The sequence below is a fragment of the Leptodesmis sp. genome, assembly GCF_052746595.1.
On the sequence record NZ_JBRAGO010000078.1, the window covers coordinates 1 to 21,554 of the forward strand.

Below are 21,554 nucleotides of genomic sequence, written 5' to 3' on the forward strand. Positions count from 1 at the left end.
TGAAACTTAGCGACAACTGCACAGGACACTCCTGCATTCCCATCAACAACCTCTATGGTGCTACCTCCAGGAAAAACTTTCCCACCTAATCTACGCAGCGCAATCACAACTGCGTCGGTGACTTGCTCTAAAGATTGCGTGGTCTTCACTTGTGTAAAAACAGTTTTGCTTGCCATTGAGTTTCACCTAAGTTTGATGCTATGCAATCGCAACAAAATTTATCTTGCTTGGCGTTCAGTTAAATACCCCTTCCAAGTGCGCCCTCAAATTCTCAATGCTGGTCCATTGAGACATCAAGTTTGGACTGCTTAGCAATTTTGCTTTTGTATCCTGCCAACCCCAGTCCACTTGCATTGTGTTTCTGTCAACGGGGATATTACTGGGATCATGGAAATTGGCGACCCAATGAACCTTTACCCATCGAAAAATCCCCCACATATCATCGGAATTCCATTGGGGCTTATCTTCATCACCTTCATTGGATAGTTCAACTACATGAGTTAAGTAACGCCCACTTTTTGTGGGTGGTTTCTGAGACAGGATGATGAGTGCCCCTTTAGGTAAGTTCAATGCATGGTTTTCTACACCTTCTCCCTTTTTGAAGCTCAAGGGGAAATAAGCTCCCACTGGGTATTGCTTGTAGGCCCAATCGTTATCGTCATTGACGTTTTTGATGTACTCCAAACGACTAAATTCAATTATTCTACCTACGAAATGCTGGTTACTTGAGCATCAGACCCCATAAAAATTCTCCTAACCACCTCCCCGCCGAGATCTTGCGGTCTAACGATTGAGCTAACCGGACGGAGATATACTTTGCAATTAACCAGACAATCTATAAATCCGTTCCAGTTTAGCGATTTGTTATGCTGCGTTGCGAGTCCGTCAGGCTAAACTGCCCCAATTCAACACTTACAGTGTCAAAGCGATTATCTCCAGGGTGATAAGAGAGAATTTCTACACCAATTGGTTCACCAGTGTTAGAGTCTTTGATGAGAATAACCCCATCACCTAGCTCAGTACTAATTTGCTCTTTTCTGGAAGGTTGCCAGAACACTGTCAATAATTCAGTTTCTGGCTCGTAGAAAACTTTTACCTGTGCCATATTGATTCACCTTCTTTTATAGCATCTGTTTGATAAGCAGTAATCAAGAACCCATCTCTATTTCTCTTGTCGAGCCAAGTAAAATAGCAACACACCTTCATCTCGACTACTGCGGCGAATCTCATCGGGAGATATCAACGCTTGCCGAACTAAATTCTCCAGTCCTTCCATATCAAGATGCTTGACATCAACCTTTGCCAGTAGCTCTCGGAAGTTCTGACTGTAAACCCAATTGGTGTGAAGATTTCAAACTTCATTTACACTTAAGCCAAGGATATATCTGGTTCCGTTGCAAGTTTCAACATGTACTCACCCGACTGGCGTACTTACCTATTTGGTAATGTGAGAAGCCCTTGCTCGATTTAAAACTTCTACCTCGTCCAGAGGAGTGGGGGGATGGTGAGACAGGCAGAGCGGAGTCAGGATTTTAGTCGGAGTTGTCAGGCTTTCTGAGACTACATAAAACTGTCCTCTTTCGAGTCTGGCAATATCTTTTCCGCTGCTACCCCGTTGACGCAGTTGCTCTTGAATCACATCGATCGCGGCAGGGGAGTTGGCTCGTCCATAAAACTGGGTTGAGCAATTGGCAATGATGTTGTGATCGATACTCTTAGGTGCCTGGGTGGCAAAGATGAGTCCGAGACCATATTTACGGGCCTGAGCAACCAGGCGGCTGAGGCTAGCTTTGCAGGGGGTAGACCCAGTGGAAGGCACAAAATCCTTCGCTTCATCGATTACCAGTAACCCTCTGATGGGTTTATCGGTTGGAGCAGGATTTTTCTTGATCCAGGTAAACAGGGTCATAAAGAGTTGATTCAGAAATTGTTGCTGTGCTCCAATACTAGGTAAACCAACGAAGTTGAGAATTGAGATACGAGTTTTTTCAGAAGACTGATCCAGTCCAAAAAGAATCGCAGGGTCTAGGGCTGCACCTCCTTGACGAAGAAGCGGATTATTCAGCATTTCGGCTCTGAGACTATCCGCCATCGCTCGAGCCTTTTTGCCTGCATCTGCAAGCCCACCGCCCGCCTCTAGTGGCAGATCCGAAAGGAGTTTAATCAAGTCCGGTAAACGCCCACCCCCATTTTGGGCGAAATATAAAAGAGCGGCTTTCAAAATTCCTCTTTTCAAATCCGATGCCTGAGCTTTGCCAGGAGCAACAATTTCTTGAAGGAAATCACGAGCCATGTCAGTCACCTGATCCAGTTCTTCTAGATCATTTGCGACTGCGGCTAAATCTGGTAACGGTTCCAGATTCAAGGGGTTACCTGCTTCACGCCCAGGAGTCCAGACAACGACCTGGCTTTTCTGATGGTAGAGGTCTGCTTTTTGCTTGTCTTCTTGAGACCATACCTCTGGCGGAGTAGGCCAGCGATCGCCCATCCGAGCTAAGTCATTGGCGCAGTCAATCACAATCGCGGGAATTCCTAGCAATACGGCTTCTTCAACCAATCGCCGCACCAGCACCGTTTTACCAGATCCACTACCCGCCACAATTACAGTATGTTTCGTCAAATCCTGAACTTGAATAGCAATGGTTTCTTTCGTCTGCTGATCTACCATTCGCGCTCCGATCGGCAATTGAAGTGCCCCAATCGGCTGGGTATATCCAGGTACTTCTGGTTTAGTAGGAGTTTTTTTCACTTCTGCGGAAGGAGCACTGCTGCCGCCAGACTGAGAGAGGTTCTCGCCTGTGCCTTTACTGGCTACATCCCCAAATAACCAAGTTACAGCATCCTGCATGCAGGGAAGTTGGGAAACCGGGCGGCGATCACGCAACCAGGCATCAAGTTTGTGATCTTTCTTCTTCTGAAGTTGCTGCAATGCCAGAAGGGTCAGTAATTCATCCTCTGTAGGATGGGCAAACAATCCACCCGCTTGCTCAAACTGCTTGGTCAACTTTTGGGTCATGGCTCCACCCGGAATCTCACGGGTTCGGACAATGATTAATCGGCGAAAACTGAGGGAGCGATCGATGCCTGATGCCGTCATCGCTGCTTTGATCCGTGTCTGATAAGCTTTGGCATTGGTTCGCTGCAATGCCCGTAAGCAAAGGTGTTGTTCGCGATCGCCTTCATCACGAAAAATTAACCGCACCCTTGTATGCAAAATGGGGTAACTATGCCCTCCTGGGAAGTCTGTTTCTACAGCTACATCTACATTGTCTACTGTTGGATTTTCCTGAATCAAACATTCACCAGCAGTTTGTAATAAAGTAGCCAGAATTGTATCCTCATTACCCTCTTCTAAAATGCTAGTTACATGACTCTGTTCTCTCAACTGCTCTCTCAATTCTGCAAAATCTCGATCCAGTTGATCCAGGAGAGGGCGCAACGGCAGTGGTTTATCACCGTCGAATGAAGATAGTTCTGTAATTTCTTTTTCAGCTAAACACTTGTTACGGTGGGCATCGCACCGTTTAAGAATTTGTCTAGGAGACTGTTGTCTTGCTGCTTCAAAAAATGCCTGGGTGAACGGCCATGTTGGGTAGGGGGGCGAGAAATTCATGCTCTCATAAATCTTGCGCAAACGCGAAGCAACAATCTGTTCAGCAACACTAGCATCTCGAACTCTACCCAGGACAAGTGGCAGTTGATGGAAACGAGCCTGAAAAGTACTTACTGCTTTGGTTCTCAGAATTTCCCATGTTGCCTCCAGACAGGACACAAGAATCAGTGTGCGAGCAGTTTTGTCCCGCAGGGCTGCAAACCCTCCACCAATTCCCTCAATAATCGCTCTCGAAACCCGCTGTTCATCCGAGAGTTCAGCATACTCTACTGAACCCGCTGCAAAGTGATGTTGAGTCACAATGGAATCTAACTGATCGAATGCTAAAACGGATGGACCTTGAAGACTCATCAGCCAGGAAAGTCCTTCCACAATCTCACTCGGATGGGGGGCTGCGGTTACGCTGAACCCAAAACTGTATCTATCTTCTTCTTCTACTCCAAGTCCCTGAAGCCAGTTATAACCAGTACCTTGAATACTAATGTCGTCAGAGTTTAATAAAAATAAAGCCCGAACAATATCCCGAAATTTTATGGTTGCCGCTCTATCCTTTCGAGCTAAGGCTGAGAGAATTGAATTTATATATTGTTTTAACTGAGAGGCATCTGCTTGAGTCAATTGTTTGATTGAAACTTGAACGTTTGTATAGCAAATAAGAAACTCAATTAACCGTTGAAACTGTAGCACTCCGTCTGCTATCGATTCCTGTAAGGAACTCACATATCCTTGTACAACTGTTTTCCAGAAGTCGTGGACATCTGTCATATCCACTAAAATGAACCCAAATCCCTGAGATAGAGAATAACGCCTAATTGCGCTCAGAAGATGGGTTTTCCCTACCCCTCCTTCCCCAACTAACACCATACCTAGTGGAGAATTAGAGTCTCCAGTTGCTTTAATTTGCTCAAGCTCATGAATGATTCTGGTTCGTTGCTCCCGGTGTAAATCTGCAACATCATATTCAGAATCACGCCACACACTTTTCATGTGCATGACCCAGTCAAAATTAACCGCTTTCAGTAGAGACAGCACAGCCTCCTGCTCTTGATTAATCATGACTACCATTCCCTCATGTAAATAATGTGGTTCTTCTGTCCCCCAATGTTTACAGCATATTGCTCATCCTCTGGACGAATTTCTTGCGGATCATCTAAGTGCATCAGCGTAATCTTTCGTGCAAGATCCATTTGAATGAGAACTTTATCCACTTCTGCTCGGAGCAGTTGACGCAACTGTGATAGCCGCACCCTAACGTTGTATTTTCCGCCAGAAGCTTTTAGATAAGCTTCACAAATCTTTGCCTCCAGATCAGAAAGTACGGCGGCACCACTTTCTGAATGTTCAATAGTTGTATTCTCATGCACCAGGAATTCTACAGGCGGAATCTTGTGATGGTTCAAATAGTTGCCCAGTTTTTTCAGTAATTCTTGAAGAATCAGTGCCGCACAACTGGATTTTGATAACTCCACTTCAAAGTGGTCTGCTGCCCAGCCCCAAGCTTTGTCCGTCAGCACAATGTGGGTTGAACGACCTCGTTTTACCAGTTCAATCAGTCCAAAGTCGATCAAGGGTTTACGCTCAGCAGGTTTCAATTTAGGTTTCACGTTGGAGATGGCTGGTTCATCCCCCGTAATCAATAGGCTCCACATTACCAGTGCTTGTTTAGGAGTTGGTTGGAAACTCATGCCCACACCTCACTTTATGATCAACCGTTGACTGTGACGAAACTTCACCACGTCACGGATTTTTTCGACTGCAATCTCGACATCGTTGACGACTTCATCATGGGGCAGCCTGAGAACCACATACCCGCTAATGAGTAATTCATAATCCCGGTGCCGATCCTCAACAAAGGCAAAAGAGTTACCATGATGCCGATATCCATCGATCTCAACCACTACCTTACCTTCTAGCCACAATAAATCAACCAAATACCATTTGCCACGAGATGTTTTTACACTCTGATTGAATAAAAACAGGTTGGCTAACTCAGTGTCTTGTGACAATTTTCTCGCCAGAAGTTGCTCACCCGGACTAAAAGGGTGAGGCTTTCCCCGGATAGGCCAGATGACATGCTTAGATTCTTCCTCTATTGGTCGGGCAACTGTCTGCGGCACCAAAATAGGAAATGAGATGGCTCCGTACAGAATAGAATCCAATTCCTGTTGCGCTGCGAGTTCCGCTGGGACCAGGACGACAACACGGGCTTGGGTTTCCTGGGCAAGCCAGGTCGAGGCTTTTGCCAGACTCAACAGCCGGTATTGTAGGGGGTGGAGATCGCAGAGGGCTAAAACAATCACAAGATCGCTTGGGGAGATCGCTAATGCAAGCTGAGAGACCTGAACGGTTCTGGAAAAATGCTGGAACACCGGCAATTTTCCAGCCTGGCAAACACTCACAGCAGCCTTCAGCCACGGAAGACAAACATCTTGTCGAGTTGCCTGAAGTTCTCGAAGCTTGAACTGATTCAGAAGGGCATCTTCGAGGGGCCTTTCCTCCGAGAAACAAAAGGCGACTTTCTGCCCATACCACATCGGCCAGATAGCAAGCGCAACTTTTGCCAGAACATGGAGAATTTCTTCTAGAAGCGCCTCATGTTCAGGGAGTTTCTCCCAAGTTTGAACAACTACTTTCCCATCAATGGAACTGTCTACCTCGTGCAGTTCAAGTTGGGATATTGCTTCAATCACATCAGTACAGAGAAATGTTTTAACCTCGCCTCCTCGAATTTGAGTGAGGTACTTGCTCAACATGGGATTTCCTCGTAGAAATCAGACTGTTATCCTCCAGCATATCCCTGAGCAATTTCCACCCTTCACCCGTAGATGATGAAAGTCACCTGCCTACTTAGTTTTGAAAACTTATACCTCGTAAAAAGGGAAATTAATTTTATGAACTTTCGGAGGTTTCAGCTTCTGAACTAGCACCTCTAGTCTGTCAACTTTGTTTTGATAGGCAAATTCAAACGGGAGTATTTCACTTTTGCAATTGAGTATTTATACTTACGACTAAAAGACCCTACTTACAAGCCTCTCAGTCACGAACACTCTGATTCCAAGTTTATGCATCTGCAAAGGTGACATGCTCCCAATTCAAACTCTATTAGCTAAGCTTTCAGGTTAATGCCTCCACCAAGGATTCCAGCAGCATAACGACTCAAATCAGCGGCAGCAAAGAACTATAAACGAAGCAGAAAGCATTGCGGTCTGTCCGCTGCATTTGAATTGTTATGCCGTGCTGTTACATCTGCTCTAACAACCTGTCGTAATCTGCGTGTGAACCAACCCAAAACCAAATTACCGTGTCTCCATCCAACTGACCGACAGCACGATAGTTTCTACTAATACGGGCAGAGTAAATCGGTAACTCTGGATGCACCTTCTTGAAACGAAGGCTTGGATAATTGGGGTCTTCTTTGAACTGACGATAGGCTGCACGAGTTTGCTCTTGAACCTGCTCAGGTAGACTTGCAAACAATTTACGAAACTCGATAGTGGTGCGCGATTTCACAGCGCCTCTGGGTCAAGTTCTTGAGTTTGACCTGCACGGTACTCAGCCATTGCAGAAGCAGCCAGTTTTGCAAGAATATTTGGTGATCGGGAAAATGATTCATCCCAACGCCGATCGTCCTCTATTTCCTCCAAAATCATTGCAGCGATCGCATCCTGCTCACTTTCAGGTAAGGCTTGTAACCTGGCGATCGCACGCTCAAGCAACTCAGTCATCGCTACTTCACTCAGCACTTCATACTTACCCTATCCATTATCGCTGCTCTCAGGTAGATTGAGCATAGCCCAAACACGCTCTTGAAATGCAGGCAAACCACCCTGATTTTGCCACTGTTGCTGAAAAGTGGGCATCGTTTCCAGAAACATCACGTCGCCACCCTGAAGCTTAACTGGGTAACCAAACACTTCATCCGATTTTGCAGAATTAGGGAGATTGTTCCAATCAATTACCCAAAGCACTTCAACGATTCGGTAGATATTGAAATCACCTTGCCATTTTTCACGCCCCGGTTTCTCATCGAGTATTTCTACAAGATGTGTAACATAATCACCTTGTCTAAGCAAAATTAGATCAGCTCGTTGAGGTTTGCTAGCATTACCTTCATCATCTTTCCAAGCTAACTTGAATAGATCCCCAATTTTAAACGACTGGTAAGCCCACGGTTCTTGTCCTGCTGGTTTTATATTCTTTGTCCACTTCAGGTTTTGCAAGTTCGTCTATTTACCTTGAACACCAACAAATTATCTTTTGGCTTCGCCCCCATCAAGAACTGAGCGGCATAACGTTGCCCATCACCCGCCGCAGATAACCTTTGCATCCCAACCGATCAACTCTCGGCGGTCGGCGTGCATGGGCGTTGTTAGGCGTTTTTCTTAATTTTCCAGCTTATAAAAACTTGGAAAGCTATAAATACTGTCTTTCTTAATACATGCGATAGAAACGGTTTGCCAACTCTGGATCTGGTGTCCGGAGACGAGCGGGAGATATATACAATGTCATGGCAGCAGTTATCGGAAAGCTACTAAGGGAGTACAGGGGTATACGCGCAATCATAGGTTCAACGCCAGGAAACATAGGTGCTTCGTATACGGTTACTAGATGAGAACGTGGAAAGAAGTAGGCCAACCGCTCAACCAATAGTGGCATAGCACTTGTGTCATACTTATTACAGTGATAGGTCAGGTCACCAAGGGTGCCTATTTGCCATATGACCAACTGTGTTGAATTATCAATTATTGGTCCATTAATAAGGAAGTCAGTCGCCTCATAAGTTTGCATTCCCCCCACTGCTGGATCAATTCCAAAATCTGCAAACATACAGTCTTCAGCAGAAATTCCTGGCAGCATCTTTGCTTCATAACCTTCGGATTGCAATCTTCTAATTGATTCATGCGAAGGATATGCGAAAACGCCTGGATGACCGTAGAAAGCCGCAACTGTAAGTTTGCCAGACAGGTGTTTAGACTGACTGGCATCTGCCTATGATCCCAACCGGGGTGGTTAGACAGATCTTGTCTGCCTATCCCCCTGATTTGGATGGTTAGACCGATTCCGTCTGCCTATGATCCCGAAATCGGGGTTTAGACAGATGCTATCCATACAATAGCTCTGCCAGACAGGTAGAGGTTAAAACTTCTGTAAAGCTTAAGAAACCACCCCAAAGACAGATGTACTATTTAATACGCATTCACTTCGGTAATTCCTGAGTATCTACCAATGGCAGCACCACCCAAAAAACTCCTGGATCAGGTTCGGGAGGCAATTCGCATTAAGCACTATTCCTATCGAACGGAGGAAAGTTACGTCTATTGGATTCGGCGTTACATTCTCTTCCACAACAAACGGCATCCCAGAGATATGGGCAAAGCCTAAATGGAAGCGTTTCTCAGTCATCTGGCGATCGAGGAACAGGTGGCGGCCTCTACCCAAAATCAGGCGCTCAGTGCCCTGCTGTTCTTATATCGCTACGTTCTAAACCAGCCGTTTGAAGAGCCGCTAGACGCTTTGAGGGCAAAGCGTTCCCGCTATTTACCAACGGTGCTGACCAGGGAGGAAGTGCTGGCGGTGATTGAGCAGTTATCCGGGGTTTATCGCCTGGTAATCCAGGTGCTCTATGGCAGTGGTTTGCGGTTGACAGAGGGGTTACGACTGCGGGTGAAAGATTTGGATTTTGCTCAGCAGCAAATTCTCATCCGCGACACTAAAGGGGCAGAAAGCCGGATCACGACATTACCTGAGTGCTTAATTGAGTGACTGAAGCAGCATTTGCAGGGGGTTAAGCGGCTCCATCAGTTAGATCTGGAGGCCGGATATGGCTCTGTATACCTGCCCTTTGCCCTCGATCGCAAATATCCCAATGCTGACCGGGAATGGATTTGGCAGTTCGTCTTTCCCTCCTTTGGGCTTTGGGGTGAGGAGTCACAGCCCTTTACGTATAGAGGTAATCTTTAGCACATTCAATTCATTGTTTCTACGGGTGCTTCACCTGCTATATCAATGAATTCCATTAGTGCTACCCTCTCACCTGACGATCGCGCCGCCATGTTTTTACCACGCTCCTTTGATATGGCAGAAATGCAATAAATGAGTTCTGAAGCCAATAGGTTCAGTCCTGAGGTTAATCTCAGGGGATCGATCAACATAGAGTTGACTGAATGGTCTGTAAGAATTGTTCAATCTCACGAGGATAAATTAACCAGGCACGTTCATAAGGTTGGGTGAGGGTTTGTACCAGGGGAGAGAGGTCGCTGATTTCCTCCAAGCAGGAAGGGGTTTGAATTTTGATTCCTTTTTGATAAAGGGTATAGCCCCGACTAAAAGAGATGCGGATACCGCTGTAATAGGAGGCATTAAATCCAGCCTGGGTGAGCCAGTGATGGGTTTTGCTGAGTAAGGTGGCTCTTTGCGCTTGATTTAAATGGGTGACATCCAGGCATTTGAACAGGTCGCGATCGACAAAGCGGCGGCTCATCTCGGCTAACACAGGATCGGGATGCTGTTGCCAGCGTTGTAGATGATAGGCAAAGACATGATCGTCCGCCATCAGGTAATCTTGCAGAGACAGGCGATCGCAGTCCTGACTTAACCAGGCGGTAACGGTGTCGTCTGCCCATAGCTCACCCTGTTGCAATAGCGATCGTGCTCGATTGAATGCCTGTTCCAGGATCCAGGTGGCGGCGATGTTTTTGGGATGATTATAGACCTGGGCATACATGAAATACCGCACGATCAGGTAATGTTCCACAGCCGCCATTCCCTTGCGGGCCACCACCAATTGTTGAGACACCGGATCATAACCAAGCGCTATCAGGATGCGATCAAGATCGATTTTGCCGTAACTGGCTCCCGTAAAGTAGCTGTCTCGCATCAGATAATCCAGGCGATCGCAGTCTAACTGGCTAGAAACAAGTTGCCAGACCAGCGGCACTGGATGCTTTTTTTGATAAACTTGCAGAATTTGTTCCAGCAGATGGGGGTCGAAGGCATCCAGTAGCTGACGCACGACTTCCGATTCCTGCAACACCCGCTCTGTCCAAAGTTCGTGGTGACAACCGAAAATCTCCTCAGCCGTATGACTGAAGGGGCCATGTCCCAAATCGTGTAACAGCGCAGCACAGAGAACCACCGGACGATAGGGATGCAGTTGGGGATAGGCTTTGCAGATACGATCGAAGGACTGTCGAGCGATTGCCATCACCCCAAGCGAATGAGTAAACCGGGAAGATTCTGCCCCATGAAAGGTAACACTGGCTGGGCCTAACTGCCGGATGCGGCGCAGACGTTGGAAGGCAGGCGTATCGATCAACTGAATCAGTAGATTTTCATCTGGGTCGCTGGGATTCAGCGCGATCGCGCCGTGCAGGGGGTCATGATAGATTCGTTCAGAATTAGGCAGCACCAGCAACCATGGATTGTGTGGCTAATAGCTCCACCGCGGCCTCATACTGGCGATCGGCGGTTGTTCCCAGTTGAGTCATAGCAATGGGATCGAGCGATACCGTTACATCCGGCTTAATTCCCTGTTTATTGATATCAATATGGGCAGGGGTTTCGTACTTCGCTACCGTAACAGCCAGCCCGGAGCCATCAGATAAATCAAACAGGGACTGAATCAAACCCTTGCCAAAGGTTCGCTCTCCTACAATTGTGGCACGGTGATTATCCTTCAGAGCACCTGCAAGAATTTCACTGGCACTGGCCGTTCCCTGATTCACCAGCACAACAAGAGGATCCTTTGTGAGTGCCTGTCCTGTCGCTTCAAAACTCCCCTCAATGCCCTGACGATTTACGGTGTAGACAATTGTCCCCTGATCCAACCACAGACGGGCCACTTCAATTCCAGCCTGGAGCAAACCCCCTGGATTACTGCGGAGATCCAAGATATAACTTTCGGCTCCCTGCTTTTCTAATCGCTTAATTGCATTGGCGACTTCAGCGGTAGCATTGGCATTAAACTGACTCAGGCGGATGTAGCCAATTTTGGTAGCAGAGCCGCTGGCCGTTTTACCGGATGCTATGCGGAGGTCAGCATAAACGGGATTGAGAGCAATCCGATCGCGGACAACATCGAGTTCGGTAGGCTCACCATCGTCATGCCGCACAGTTAAACGAACTCGACTGCCAATCGGACCACGCATCCGTTCTGCTGCTTCATCCAGACTCAACCCTATGGTTGGCACACCGTCAATCTTTAAGATGGCATCTGCAGGATGAATTCCGGCTTTATCGGCTGGAGAATTGGCGATCGGGGCAATCACTTTCAGGGTGCCAGTAGCTGAGTCCAGGGCAATTTGTAAACCGACCCCAGTCAATTCACCAGAGGTATTGGTTTGCAAACTGCGATATTGCTCTGGCTTCAGCAATCGGGTAAAGGGATCCTCCAGGCTGGCCAGCATTTGTTGAATTGCGGTGTAGGTCTGTTCGCGATCGGTCAACGGTTGCTTCAGCGCTTTTTGCCGTACTAGCCACCAGTTCTGATGGTTAAAACTATCATCGACATAGGCGCGATCAACTAATCTCCAGGCTTCTGCCACTAAGCGTTGCTCATCGGTGAGCGCGATCGCTGGAGTTGCCGAACAACAAACAGTGACAATCAGCAACAGTAGCAGGAACAGTCTCCTAGCCCAGAAAAACCGCTTTCCCATAAAAACTTAAACCTTAAAATCCGGAAATATATCTCTACGAATCTTGTTTACGCAACAAATCTTCTTTACACAACAATGGGTTTGCCACTGTAGGGATTAGCTATCCATAAGCAAAGCCCAGTCCTAGCTTAAAGATTTTTCAGGGAGTATGCAACTGGATCAATCGTAGAGACGTTTTGCCGAAACGTCTCTACCTGACAAACAATTTTCCCTGTGAAAACGGCCCTGCGTCTGTGTTACATTTTTTATGAACAGCAATACATATTTGGGAATTTTCCTTCATGTTCACTAAGCAGGTAACCGAATCAAAAGCTTTCCAATGGTTTCAGGAAAGACTAGAGATTCAGGCGATCGCTGACGATATCAGCAGTAAATATGTTCCTCCCCATGTCAATATCTTTTACTGTCTGGGTGGAATTACTCTTGTTTGTTTCCTGATCCAGTTTGCCACTGGATTTGCAATGACGTTTTATTACAGACCTACCGTTACTGAAGCCTTCCAGTCTGTGCAATACATTATGACGGAAGTTAACTTTGGATGGTTGATCCGCTCCATCCACCGCTGGTCTGCCAGCATGATGGTGCTGATGATGATTCTGCACGTCTTCCGGGTTTACCTGACTGGCGGTTTCAAAAAGCCCCGGGAGTTGACCTGGGTGACGGGTGTGGTTCTGGCCGTCATTACCGTGTCCTTTGGGGTCACAGGCTACTCACTCCCCTGGGATCAGGTGGGATATTGGGCTGTTAAGATTGTTTCGGGTGTCCCTGAAGCAATTCCAGTCGTTGGAGCCCTAATTGCTGACCTGTTGCGGGGTGGTTCCAGCGTTGGACAGGCCACACTAACCCGTTATTATAGTGCTCATACCTTTGTTTTACCCTGGCTGATCGCAGTGTTCATGCTATTGCACTTCCTGATGATCCGTAAGCAGGGTATTTCCGGCCCGCTCTAATGTCCGCCTGACTAGATGTTGCCTGCAACCTCTGTCATAGTGACATTAGACGGATTCTTGATAGCCTGATTATCCAAACCTGCCGACTTTATCGCCTTAGGAGTGCGTCTTAATTATGGCAACCCTGAAGAAACCAGATCTGGCTGACCCTACACTACGTGCAAAGCTGGCGAAGGGTATGGGGCACAACTATTATGGTGAGCCTGCATGGCCTAACGACCTGCTTTATACTTTCCCGATCGTAATTCTGGGGACGATCGCTCTCTGTGTAGGGCTGGCCGTTCTCGATCCGGCAATGGTAGGTGAGCCTGCCAATCCTTTTGCAACTCCCCTGGAAATTTTACCGGAGTGGTACCTCTATCCGGTATTTAATATCCTGCGCCTGGTGCCCAACAAGTTGCTGGGTGTTGTGCTGATGGCTTCCGTGCCCCTGGGATTGATCATTGTTCCCTTTGTCGAAAGTGTGAACAAGTTTCAAAACCCCTTCCGCCGTCCAGTTGCTACCACCATCTTCTTGTTCGGTACCCTTGTGACTCTGTACCTCGGTATTGGTGCCACTTTCCCCATCAGTAAGGCTTTGACCCTCGGCTTGTTCTAAGCCCAAGTGGTTGGTTAAACTCTCTCTACACCTGCTAAATTCTCCAAGCATCTCTGAACGATTGGATGGTTTAGCAGGTGTTATTTTTTCAGGTGGTGTTTCAAATCTGCTGTTTTTGTTGGTAGAGACGTTTCGCCGGAATGCCTCTAGGACATGCCATTCTTGAGAAGTGAAGATATCCCTCCGGATTTGGGAAATTCCCTGATTTGTGAAGTTTTACCTGGCTGATTAGGATAGAAGTAATCAAAAAAAGATTTACGGGAGATTGCTGTGAATCAGGACAGCCTTAAGACAATGCAACTGGGCATGGCCGGAATTGGTCGCCTGCTTCCCTTGATTATTCTGGCATGGGTATTAGGGGCGATTGGTTTAGGTTGGCTGGTGAAATCCCTGTTGATTCTGTTTTGTCTGATTCTCCTGGCTCCCATCCTGGCTTTTTTAGGATTTCGCTGGTGGCTGAAACGCAATTTAGTACAGTCCCACTGCCCGGTCTGTAACTTCGAATTTGTAGGACTAAACCAAACAGAATTTCAATGTCCCAGTTGCGGCGAGCCGTTAAAGGTAGAGCATGGCCACTTTAATCGCATGGTACCCCCTGGAACCATTGATGTGAGTGCGGTCGAGGTACCGGCCCGCCAGATAGAAGATTAAAGCCTAGCTTTCTCTGTATCCCAGGAAGGAACATTTTTCAGGTACAATCGAAAGCTCGTCAGTCCTAGAGATCATGGGTAATACGTTTGGGCATTTATTTCGCATTACCACCTTTGGGGAATCCCACGGTGGCGGAGTTGGTGTGGTCATTGATGGGTGTCCCCCACGACTGGAGATTACCGAGGAAGAAATTCAGTTTGAGCTAGACCGCCGCCGTCCCGGTCAAAGCAAGATTACTACCCCCCGTAAAGAGGACGATCGCTGCGAAATTCTCTCTGGTGTGTTTGAGGGTCTTACCCTAGGAACTCCTATTTCCATTCTGGTGCGCAATAAAGACCAGCGATCGCAGGACTACGACGAAATGGCCGTTAAGTATCGCCCCTCTCATGCTGATGCCACCTACGATGCCAAGTACGGGATTCGCAACTATCAGGGAGGCGGACGCTCGTCAGCGCGGGAAACGATCGGTCGGGTGGCAGCAGGGGCGATCGCCAAAAAAATTCTGCGCCAGGTTGCCGGAGTCGAAATTATCGCCTACGTGAAGCGGATCAAGGATCTAGAGGGTGTGATCGATCCAGAGACTGTCACTTTAAATCAGGTGGAAAGCAACATTGTGCGCTGTCCCGATCGGGAAACCGCAGAACGCATGATTGACCTGATTGAGCAATACCGCAATCAGGGAGATTCTCTGGGAGGTGTGGTGGAATGCGTAGCCCGTCGAGTGCCCAGGGGATTAGGCATGCCCGTATTCGACAAGCTGGAAGCGGATCTGGCGAAAGCGGTGATGTCTCTCCCGGCCACCAAAGGTTTTGAAGTTGGCTCTGGGTTTGCTGGAACCCTGATGAGTGGCAGTGAACACAATGACGAATTCTACACCGACGACCAGGGGAACATTCGGACAGTCACGAATCGATCGGGGGGTATTCAAGGAGGCATCTCCAATGGAGAAAACATCCTGATCCGGATTGCTTTCAAACCCACAGCCACAATTCGCAAGGAACAAAAAACCGTGACTCGGGAAGGGGATGCTGTGACTTTGGCCGCCAAGGGCCGCCACGATCCCTGTGTCTTACCTAGAGCTGTCCCGATGGTGGAAGCGATGGTGGCGCTGGTGCTGTGTGATCATTTACTGAGGCAACAAGGGCAGTGCAGTCTCTTCTAGGGAAGTCGAACTGACGTTGCGGATTAACAGCCAGCATCCCCCGCCACCGGAATCGTCACCTCCTGGCCATTTTTCAAGATCCGGATAGTTCCCTTATCGATCGGTATGACTTCTGGGTCTTTCTTTGCTCCCCGGTCAACAGCTACCACTACGGAAATAGAGCCATCTTCACTTCGAAAAAGTTTGAGAGGTCTGCTGTCCATAGAACTCATCTCCGGTTCCTGCTGTGCGCGTAAATTTAACAACTTGTCCATTAATACGCATTGTCATGGAGTCTGGGTTGAGTCCCTTGAAGAACTTGAAGAAAACGAAGTGATCGCTGCTTTTGCGATCGGCTTTCCACAGGTGCATCCCACATCCCCGTGCACCAACTTCATCCAACGTGAATTCTTCGACTTGAATATTGGCTGTCGGGGATGGACTGACTGCTGGTTGAGGCGTTACAGGTTTACTGGGAGTAGGTGAAGTAACGGTCTGAGCAGTACAGCTTACGAGGAAAGTAGTAACCAGAGACAGCGAAAGCAATATTTTTATCATAATTTTCTCTTTAAGTCATAAAAATTCCTATTCAGCCTCCAACCCTTCGATTTGCTAAAAATCAAAGTAAATATAGGGTAGTGACCCCTGCGGGGCGAGTAGCCAAACGGCAAACAGGCAGGCAGGAACGAGCATCAGTTTGACATTCCAATTGAGTTGCAGCTTCAGACCCCGCTCGAAGAAGTAGGCGATCGCCATCACCCCAACCAATAACCAGAGCAGTAGAAAAATTTGTAGGGGTTGCAGGCCGATCGCCTCTACATAAACCTTTTGAGCAAACTGAGCGTCGGCGGGATGACCAAAGAAACGTTGCATCACCAGCCAGGAGTCTTTCAGGTTGGGCAGGCGGAAGAAGATCCAGGCGACAAATACCATCAATTGGGTCAGCACCCAGGCGATCAGTACCCCAGCCGGATTTTGCCAGAAGCGCTTCAGTCCCTCGTGTTGCCTGGAAAGGGTATCAGTGAGGCGATGAATCACCAGTGCCAGTCCGTGCAGTATCCCCCAGACTACAAACCCCCAGGCGGCTCCATGCCAGATCCCAGCGATCGCCATGACAATCATCAGGTTTAAGCAGGTACGAACCAATCCCTGCCGTGAGCCACCTAACGGGAAGTAGAGATAGTTGCGGAGCCAATCTCCCAGGGTGATATGCCAGCGTCGCCAGAACTCGGCAATGCTAGTTGTGAAATAGGGAAAATCAAAGTTTTGTGGCAAATTGAAGCCCAGCAATACGGCAGTCCCGCGAGCCATATCGACATAGCCACTAAAATCCAGGTAAAGCTGCAGCCCGTAAGCAAACGTCGCCAGCCAGAGATCTACACTGCCAGCCCGTTGCAGGTTTTGCAGGCTGAGATCCACCAGAATGCCAATGTTATCAGCTAGCAGTCCTTTCTTAATCGCGCCACTGGCAATCAGCCACAATCCCTCGGCCATGCGATCAAGGGGAGGGCGCTGTTGTTGCTGCATCTGAGCTGCCATCGTGTGGTAACGGGTAATTGGCCCAGACAGCAACTTGGCAAAAAATAGTTTGTAGGTCGCAAACGAAAGCAATTGTTGAGCGGCAGGTGCTCCCCGGTAAACATCTACCAGATAGGCAATACATTCAAAGCTAAAGAAGCTGATGCCTATCGGGGCAATTAAACTCTGACCTGTCCATTGGGCTGCAGTTTGAGCGGCAGACCAGCCAAAGATTTGAGCGATCGTGGTCAGGGTGAAAGGAATGTATTTGAAGCCAAATAACAGCAGGACATTCAGGCCGATCCCGAACCACAGCAATTTCAGTCGTCGCTGATTCCAGTCTTGCTGGGCGAATTGCCAGTCATCAATACGCCAATCGGGCGGAGTAGACAACGCCTGCCCAATTCGAAAATTAATCCAGGTGGCGGCCAACAGCAGGGGAATGTATTGCACCTGGAAGGAGGCGTAGAATACCAAACTTGCAGCCAGTAACAAAATCAGCCTGAGTTTGGGCTGTTCCACAGACCAGTAGGCCACCAGGAGGCTGACCAGGAACAGGAAGTAAGTGAGGGAAATAAAAGTCATCGCTTAACCGCGTCACTCCAGCGATCGAATCGGAGATTCCAAATCAATGGCGGACATTATAGTGAAACTTGGCTCAGCGATCGCTTTTTCTTCCTATTTTTGAAGGTAGAAGGGAATAGTTAAGAGTACCCGTAGGGTGCTGTTGGGGTTAGCGTAACGCACTAAACCGAATGGGAATAACCTCCTGCGTCATTACATTTACTTTTACTTTCTTGAGACGGCGGGACATTTGGTTAAGTACCAGCGCCAGGGAAGTTCCACTCCCTGGGTGAGACCGATGCGAGTGGTTTGAGTCAGGGTTAATTGGTCGGTATCTAGCTGCCGTTGCACACGATCACAGCGATGTTCCAGCCACAATGGAGAGTCCGGTTGCAGGGGGATGCCGTTGAGGGAGCGATCGATCTTCAGGGTCTGACACAGTTTTCCAGGGCCAGCCGCCAGCCGATGCAGCTTTACTTTCTCTGGCGGTGCAATCCAGGGAGGAATGTCTTCTAGCTGGAGCGCTCGAATCAGAACCGCACTGGGCAAACCGTCTAGATCCGTGACCACATTTAGACAATGGTAGATTCCATAAATCAGGTAGACATAGGATACTCCTGCAGGCCCAAACATCACCGAGTTTCGTGGAGTGCGACGGCGATAGGCATGACAGGCCGGATCATCCGGTGTATAGGCTTCTGTTTCCACAATCAGTCCCCGGATGATCGTCCCATCAGGCAGTTGTCTGACCAAGGCACAACCAATTAAATCGGGAGCTACCTCCAGCGAAGGACGGCTTAACCATTGAGGCTCAATATAAGGTGAGGGATGTAGAAATGCCATAGCTCCAGCACAAGGCCTTCATTAAGAACCCCAAAATCTTTGAGACTCCAAGATTCTCAGCCGCTTCAGTTATTGGGCGATCGCCAGTGCCCTCTGCAGACGACTCTGATCCCATCCCTGTTGATGCAGCAACAGCCAGGATTGGATTAAATCAGGGCCTTTGGTTTCTCCCGTGAGAGCCACTCGCAGGATGGGTTTGAGTTGGCCTTCCTTGCGACCTAAATCAGTAGCCACCTGCTTAATCAGACTTTGAGCGCTAGTTTCAGTCAGATTAGGCGACTGGCAAAGGGCCGTAGAGATGGCTTCAACGATCGCCGCTGATCCATCCTGCTGCAACTTCCTGGTGGCCTCTTCGCTAAAGCCCACATCCTGTGTAAAGAGATAGCGGGTCATGGGGACGGCCTCATCTAACCGGGTCAGACTAGGACCAATCAGAGCGCTGATTTGTTCCAGCCAGGGACGTTTGGCGATCCAATCGACTTCATAGCCCGCTGCCTGCCAGTAGGGAATCAGCAAATCGGTTAAGGCGCTGGCGGACATGGCATGGAGGTATTGACTGTTCAGCCAGTTGAGTTTATCCCAATCAAATTTGGCTCCGGCTTTGTTGACGCGATCAAAACTGAACTGTTTGGCCGCTTCTTCCAGGGTAAAGATTTCCTGGGTGGCATCGGGAGGAGTCCAGCCCAACAAGGTCATGTAGTTGGCAAGAGCAGGAGCGACATAGCCCATCTTCTGAAAATCGGAGATGGAAGTCACACCGTCCCGTTTGGATAATTTGGCTCCCTGCTGGTTGAGAATCAGCGGTGTGTGGCCAAATTCAGGCACCGGAGCCGCTAAGGCTTCATAAAGCAGGATTTGTTTGGGAGTATTGCCAATGTGATCCTCACCCCGGATGATGTGGGTGATTGCCATGTCGATGTCATCTACCACCACCACGAAGTTATAGAGGGGTTGCCCAATGTCTGTCGCGGTGGCAGCACGGGCAATTACCATATCGCCCCCTAGATCCTTGCCTTTCCAGGTGATTTTTCCCCGTACCAGATCAGTCCATGTAATTTCGCGGTCGTCATCGATCTTGAAGCGAATCACGGCTGTTCGGCCTTCGGCTTCATAGGCAGCGCGCTGTTCTGGAGTCAGATGGCGGTGGCCGTTATTGTAACGGGGGGCTTCTCCCCTGGCTTTCTGGGCTTCCCGCATGGCTTCCAGTTCTTCCGGTGTTTCGTAGGCGCGGTAGGCCAGCCCTTGGTCTAGTAATTCCTGAATCTTTCGGCGGTATAAGTCCAGCCGCTGGGTCTGGAAGAAGGGGCCTTCATCCCAGGTCAGGCCCAGCCATTTCAGTCCGTCCAGAATGTTCTGGGTGAACTCTGGGCGCGATCGCTCCAGATCTGTATCCTCAATTCGCAATACGAAGGTGCCGCCGTGATGACGGGCAAATAACCAGTTAAAAACGGCAGTCCGGGCAGTGCCAATATGGAGATTGCCCGTAGGACTGGGCGCAATACGAACACGAACAGACATAGAGCCAGGGAATTATGAATTTTTGTTCATCCCCCATTCTAAACCTAACGGCTCGATCGCGCTCCGTTCTCAATTTCTACCCAGCAGCATTCCATTTTGCCGTTGACTTCTACCCATTGCGGGAATAACTTTTTAGGAGTCTCAAAAATCGGTACGGTCAGAGAAGCAAGCACAGCGAAGGTATCCAGTTTGCGGTTCGATGCGGTTGCCATATTCGTTAATAATTCCCTGCGTCAGTTTTGTTACTTTATCTGAAGATACCCAGAAATTTATGCTGCCTGTGATACCGTAGGAGCCTACTTCAGCATAGTCTATGACACTAGAAGACAAACTGGGAGAGGCTAACCTGTCCGTAACCAAAGCGGCCAGAGCTTATACCTGGACTCCTACGGAAAAGAATTTGAAAGCTCTGGTCAAAGCGTGCCGGAAGTACAAGAAGCTGTACAAGAAGGTGATGCTGCCTCTTCATCCAGACCTGCCTTCTGACGTGGCTGACTTTCACCGCGAAATGACCCAGGATTGGCTGGAGGCGAAGGGGATGAAGGGGTGAGGAGAGGCTGTGTGCCATGAGAAGTGATATACCTGACGCTCATCATAGGCGATAGAGCATCAGCTATGTTGTGGCAATCTCAGCTCGATATGGCATTGAATTGTGTATGGCTCCTCCTAAGATCGTTTGGCCGAAAAGCGATCGGCCAGCATTTGAGCATAGGGGGATTGGTGCAAATGAGCTTTGTTGACGGAACCAAAGAGGCGCAGTTTAGCGGTGATCACCTCTTTCATAGCCGCGATCGTGCCACTCATACCATCTAACAAATCTGCCGGTTCATTGCGACATATCTCCTCCTGCAGAGCCTGAATGTATGCCTGCCGCACCTCGGTATTGACGTTAGATTTGCAGACTCCCAGGTGGATCGACTGGCTGATCATCGGTTCAGGAAGGCCGGATGCGCCATGCAGTATAAGGGGGATAGGGATTAGCTGGCGAATTCGTTTGAGGCGGGGAAAGTCCAGGCGAGGTGGGCTTTTGTATTCCCCGTGAACATTGCCGATCGTCACCGCGAGGGCATCTACCTGGGTCGCTTTCACAAATTCCACGGCCTGATCGGGGTCGGTCATCTTGGCTTCCTTTTCGGCAATCGTCAGCCCATCTTCCGTGCCACTGATGCGACCAATTTCGGCTTCTACGATTGCTCCTTTGGCATGAGCTAAGCGAGTCATGTCACGGGTAAAGGCCATGTTTTCCTCATAGGGCAGGTGAGAGCCGTTGGCCATGATGGAGTTCATTCCCACTTCCAGAGCTGTGCGAATGTCCTTGGCTGAAGTGCTGTGATCCAGGTGAACCGAGATCGGCACTCGCGCATCTCTGGCTGCTTGCAAACACATAGCCACCAGAGGATCGCCTCCATATCTCAGGGCACTGGGATGCAGTTGCAACATTGCTGGACTGTTGTTGTCTACCGCCGCGCTGATCACCGCTTTTACCCCTTCCAGGTTGTACACA

The 21,554-nt window shown here is 48.6% G+C and carries 25 protein-coding genes and 1 pseudogene; 8 read left to right on the top strand and 18 right to left on the bottom strand.

The features are described from left to right. Positions 1 to 234: 234 nt before the first annotated feature. From ACUVQO_RS16345 to ACUVQO_RS16385, 9 genes are all read right to left on the bottom strand, one after another. Complete coding sequence (locus ACUVQO_RS16345) at positions 235 to 684, bottom strand: hypothetical protein (protein WP_445926914.1); 450 nt, start codon at positions 682 to 684, stop codon at positions 235 to 237. A gap of 169 nt (positions 685 to 853) precedes the next feature. After that, positions 854 to 1,105 (bottom strand): DUF2283 domain-containing protein, encoded by a 252-nt coding sequence (locus tag ACUVQO_RS16350; RefSeq protein WP_445926915.1) that lies wholly within the window; start codon positions 1,103 to 1,105, stop codon positions 854 to 856. 330 nt (positions 1,106 to 1,435) lie between these two features. After that, the gene (locus ACUVQO_RS16355) at positions 1,436 to 3,964 is read right to left on the bottom strand and encodes an ATP-binding protein (protein WP_445926916.1); all 2,529 of its coding nucleotides are present in this window, start codon (positions 3,962 to 3,964) and stop codon (positions 1,436 to 1,438) included. 707 nt (positions 3,965 to 4,671) lie between these two features. Continuing rightward, positions 4,672 to 5,298: a hypothetical protein gene (locus tag ACUVQO_RS16360; protein WP_445926917.1), complete on the bottom strand. Its 627-nt coding sequence runs from the start codon at positions 5,296 to 5,298 to the stop codon at positions 4,672 to 4,674. A gap of 9 nt (positions 5,299 to 5,307) precedes the next feature. Then, a complete protein-coding gene (locus ACUVQO_RS16365; protein ID WP_445926918.1) occupies positions 5,308 to 6,366 on the bottom strand; it encodes an endonuclease domain-containing protein in 1,059 nt (352 codons plus the stop codon). 487 nt (positions 6,367 to 6,853) lie between these two features. Further along, positions 6,854 to 7,123 carry a type II toxin-antitoxin system RelE family toxin gene (locus tag ACUVQO_RS16370; RefSeq protein ID WP_445926919.1) on the bottom strand — a complete coding sequence of 90 codons (270 nt, stop codon included), beginning with the start codon at positions 7,121 to 7,123 and terminating at the stop codon, positions 6,854 to 6,856. After that, positions 7,120 to 7,338 carry a hypothetical protein gene (locus ACUVQO_RS16375; protein ID WP_445926920.1) on the bottom strand — a complete coding sequence of 73 codons (219 nt, stop codon included), beginning with the start codon at positions 7,336 to 7,338 and terminating at the stop codon, positions 7,120 to 7,122. The genes ACUVQO_RS16370 and ACUVQO_RS16375 overlap by 4 nt, the downstream gene beginning before the upstream one ends. A 30-nt stretch (positions 7,339 to 7,368) precedes the next feature. Continuing rightward, complete coding sequence (locus ACUVQO_RS16380) at positions 7,369 to 7,833, bottom strand: hypothetical protein (RefSeq protein WP_445926921.1); 465 nt, start codon at positions 7,831 to 7,833, stop codon at positions 7,369 to 7,371. A gap of 211 nt (positions 7,834 to 8,044) precedes the next feature. Next, on the bottom strand, positions 8,045 to 8,497 hold the full coding sequence (locus ACUVQO_RS16385) for a hypothetical protein (RefSeq protein ID WP_445926922.1): 453 nt from the start codon (positions 8,495 to 8,497) through the stop codon (positions 8,045 to 8,047). Between the two features lie 342 nt (positions 8,498 to 8,839). On the opposite strand from ACUVQO_RS16385, the pseudogene ACUVQO_RS16390 reads away from it, so the two are divergent. The 3 genes and pseudogenes from ACUVQO_RS16390 to ACUVQO_RS16400 form a co-directional block, all read left to right on the top strand. Then, positions 8,840 to 9,100: pseudogene (locus ACUVQO_RS16390) on the top strand (phage integrase N-terminal SAM-like domain-containing protein); the annotation flags it as partial. A gap of 60 nt (positions 9,101 to 9,160) precedes the next feature. After that, complete coding sequence (locus ACUVQO_RS16395; protein ID WP_445926938.1) at positions 9,161 to 9,376, top strand: tyrosine-type recombinase/integrase; 216 nt, start codon at positions 9,161 to 9,163, stop codon at positions 9,374 to 9,376. Between the two features lie 12 nt (positions 9,377 to 9,388). Then, positions 9,389 to 9,574 (top strand): hypothetical protein, encoded by a 186-nt coding sequence (locus ACUVQO_RS16400; RefSeq protein WP_445926923.1) that lies wholly within the window; start codon positions 9,389 to 9,391, stop codon positions 9,572 to 9,574. Positions 9,575 to 9,758: 184 nt separating this feature from the next. Here the strand turns inward: ACUVQO_RS16400 and ACUVQO_RS16405 are convergent, their stop codons facing one another. Both ACUVQO_RS16405 and ctpA read right to left on the bottom strand, forming a co-directional pair. Then, positions 9,759 to 11,021: an HD domain-containing protein gene (locus tag ACUVQO_RS16405; RefSeq protein ID WP_445926924.1), complete on the bottom strand. Its 1,263-nt coding sequence runs from the start codon at positions 11,019 to 11,021 to the stop codon at positions 9,759 to 9,761. Then, complete coding sequence (ctpA, locus tag ACUVQO_RS16410; protein ID WP_445926925.1) at positions 11,011 to 12,267, bottom strand: carboxyl-terminal processing protease CtpA; 1,257 nt, start codon at positions 12,265 to 12,267, stop codon at positions 11,011 to 11,013. The genes ACUVQO_RS16405 and ctpA overlap by 11 nt, the downstream gene beginning before the upstream one ends. Positions 12,268 to 12,548: 281 nt before the next feature. Here ctpA and petB point away from each other — a divergent pair, with 281 nt between their 5' ends. The 4 genes from petB to aroC all read left to right on the top strand — a co-directional run bounded on the left by petB (position 12,549) and on the right by aroC (position 15,628). Then, positions 12,549 to 13,217, top strand: coding sequence for a cytochrome b6 (gene petB, locus ACUVQO_RS16415; RefSeq protein WP_445926926.1), 669 nt, complete (start codon positions 12,549 to 12,551; stop codon positions 13,215 to 13,217). A gap of 115 nt (positions 13,218 to 13,332) precedes the next feature. Next, positions 13,333 to 13,815: a cytochrome b6-f complex subunit IV gene (gene petD / locus ACUVQO_RS16420; protein WP_445926927.1), complete on the top strand. Its 483-nt coding sequence runs from the start codon at positions 13,333 to 13,335 to the stop codon at positions 13,813 to 13,815. 270 nt (positions 13,816 to 14,085) lie between these two features. Next, complete coding sequence (locus tag ACUVQO_RS16425) at positions 14,086 to 14,466, top strand: hypothetical protein (RefSeq protein ID WP_445926928.1); 381 nt, start codon at positions 14,086 to 14,088, stop codon at positions 14,464 to 14,466. 73 nt (positions 14,467 to 14,539) lie between these two features. Then, complete coding sequence (aroC, locus tag ACUVQO_RS16430) at positions 14,540 to 15,628, top strand: chorismate synthase (RefSeq protein WP_445926929.1); 1,089 nt, start codon at positions 14,540 to 14,542, stop codon at positions 15,626 to 15,628. Positions 15,629 to 15,651: 23 nt separating this feature from the next. Here aroC and ACUVQO_RS16435 read toward each other — a convergent pair whose 3' ends face one another. From ACUVQO_RS16435 to ACUVQO_RS16460, 6 genes are all read right to left on the bottom strand, one after another. Further along, positions 15,652 to 15,777, bottom strand: coding sequence for a hypothetical protein (locus tag ACUVQO_RS16435; RefSeq protein ID WP_445926930.1), 126 nt, complete (start codon positions 15,775 to 15,777; stop codon positions 15,652 to 15,654). A 19-nt stretch (positions 15,778 to 15,796) separates the two neighbouring features. Further along, on the bottom strand, positions 15,797 to 16,165 hold the full coding sequence (locus ACUVQO_RS16440; RefSeq protein ID WP_445926931.1) for a hypothetical protein: 369 nt from the start codon (positions 16,163 to 16,165) through the stop codon (positions 15,797 to 15,799). Positions 16,166 to 16,219: 54 nt separating this feature from the next. Beyond that, positions 16,220 to 17,710 carry an MBOAT family O-acyltransferase gene (locus ACUVQO_RS16445; RefSeq protein ID WP_445926932.1) on the bottom strand — a complete coding sequence of 497 codons (1,491 nt, stop codon included), beginning with the start codon at positions 17,708 to 17,710 and terminating at the stop codon, positions 16,220 to 16,222. Between the two features lie 204 nt (positions 17,711 to 17,914). Beyond that, positions 17,915 to 18,532 carry a DNA-3-methyladenine glycosylase gene (locus ACUVQO_RS16450; RefSeq protein WP_445926933.1) on the bottom strand — a complete coding sequence of 206 codons (618 nt, stop codon included), beginning with the start codon at positions 18,530 to 18,532 and terminating at the stop codon, positions 17,915 to 17,917. A 69-nt stretch (positions 18,533 to 18,601) separates the two neighbouring features. Continuing rightward, a complete protein-coding gene (gene gltX, locus ACUVQO_RS16455) occupies positions 18,602 to 20,050 on the bottom strand; it encodes a glutamate--tRNA ligase (protein ID WP_445926934.1) in 1,449 nt (482 codons plus the stop codon). A 44-nt stretch (positions 20,051 to 20,094) separates the two neighbouring features. Continuing rightward, entirely contained in the window at positions 20,095 to 20,262 is a 168-nt protein-coding gene (locus ACUVQO_RS16460; protein ID WP_445926935.1) for a hypothetical protein, read from the bottom strand. Between the two features lie 101 nt (positions 20,263 to 20,363). Between ACUVQO_RS16460 and ACUVQO_RS16465 the strand changes: the two genes are divergently transcribed. Continuing rightward, positions 20,364 to 20,600 (top strand): hypothetical protein, encoded by a 237-nt coding sequence (locus ACUVQO_RS16465; RefSeq protein WP_445926936.1) that lies wholly within the window; start codon positions 20,364 to 20,366, stop codon positions 20,598 to 20,600. 116 nt (positions 20,601 to 20,716) lie between these two features. On the opposite strand, the gene ACUVQO_RS16470 is transcribed toward ACUVQO_RS16465, so the two are convergent. Then, positions 20,717 to 21,554 (bottom strand): class II fructose-bisphosphate aldolase (locus ACUVQO_RS16470; RefSeq protein ID WP_445926937.1); only part of this gene is annotated, 838 nt, incomplete at its 5' end.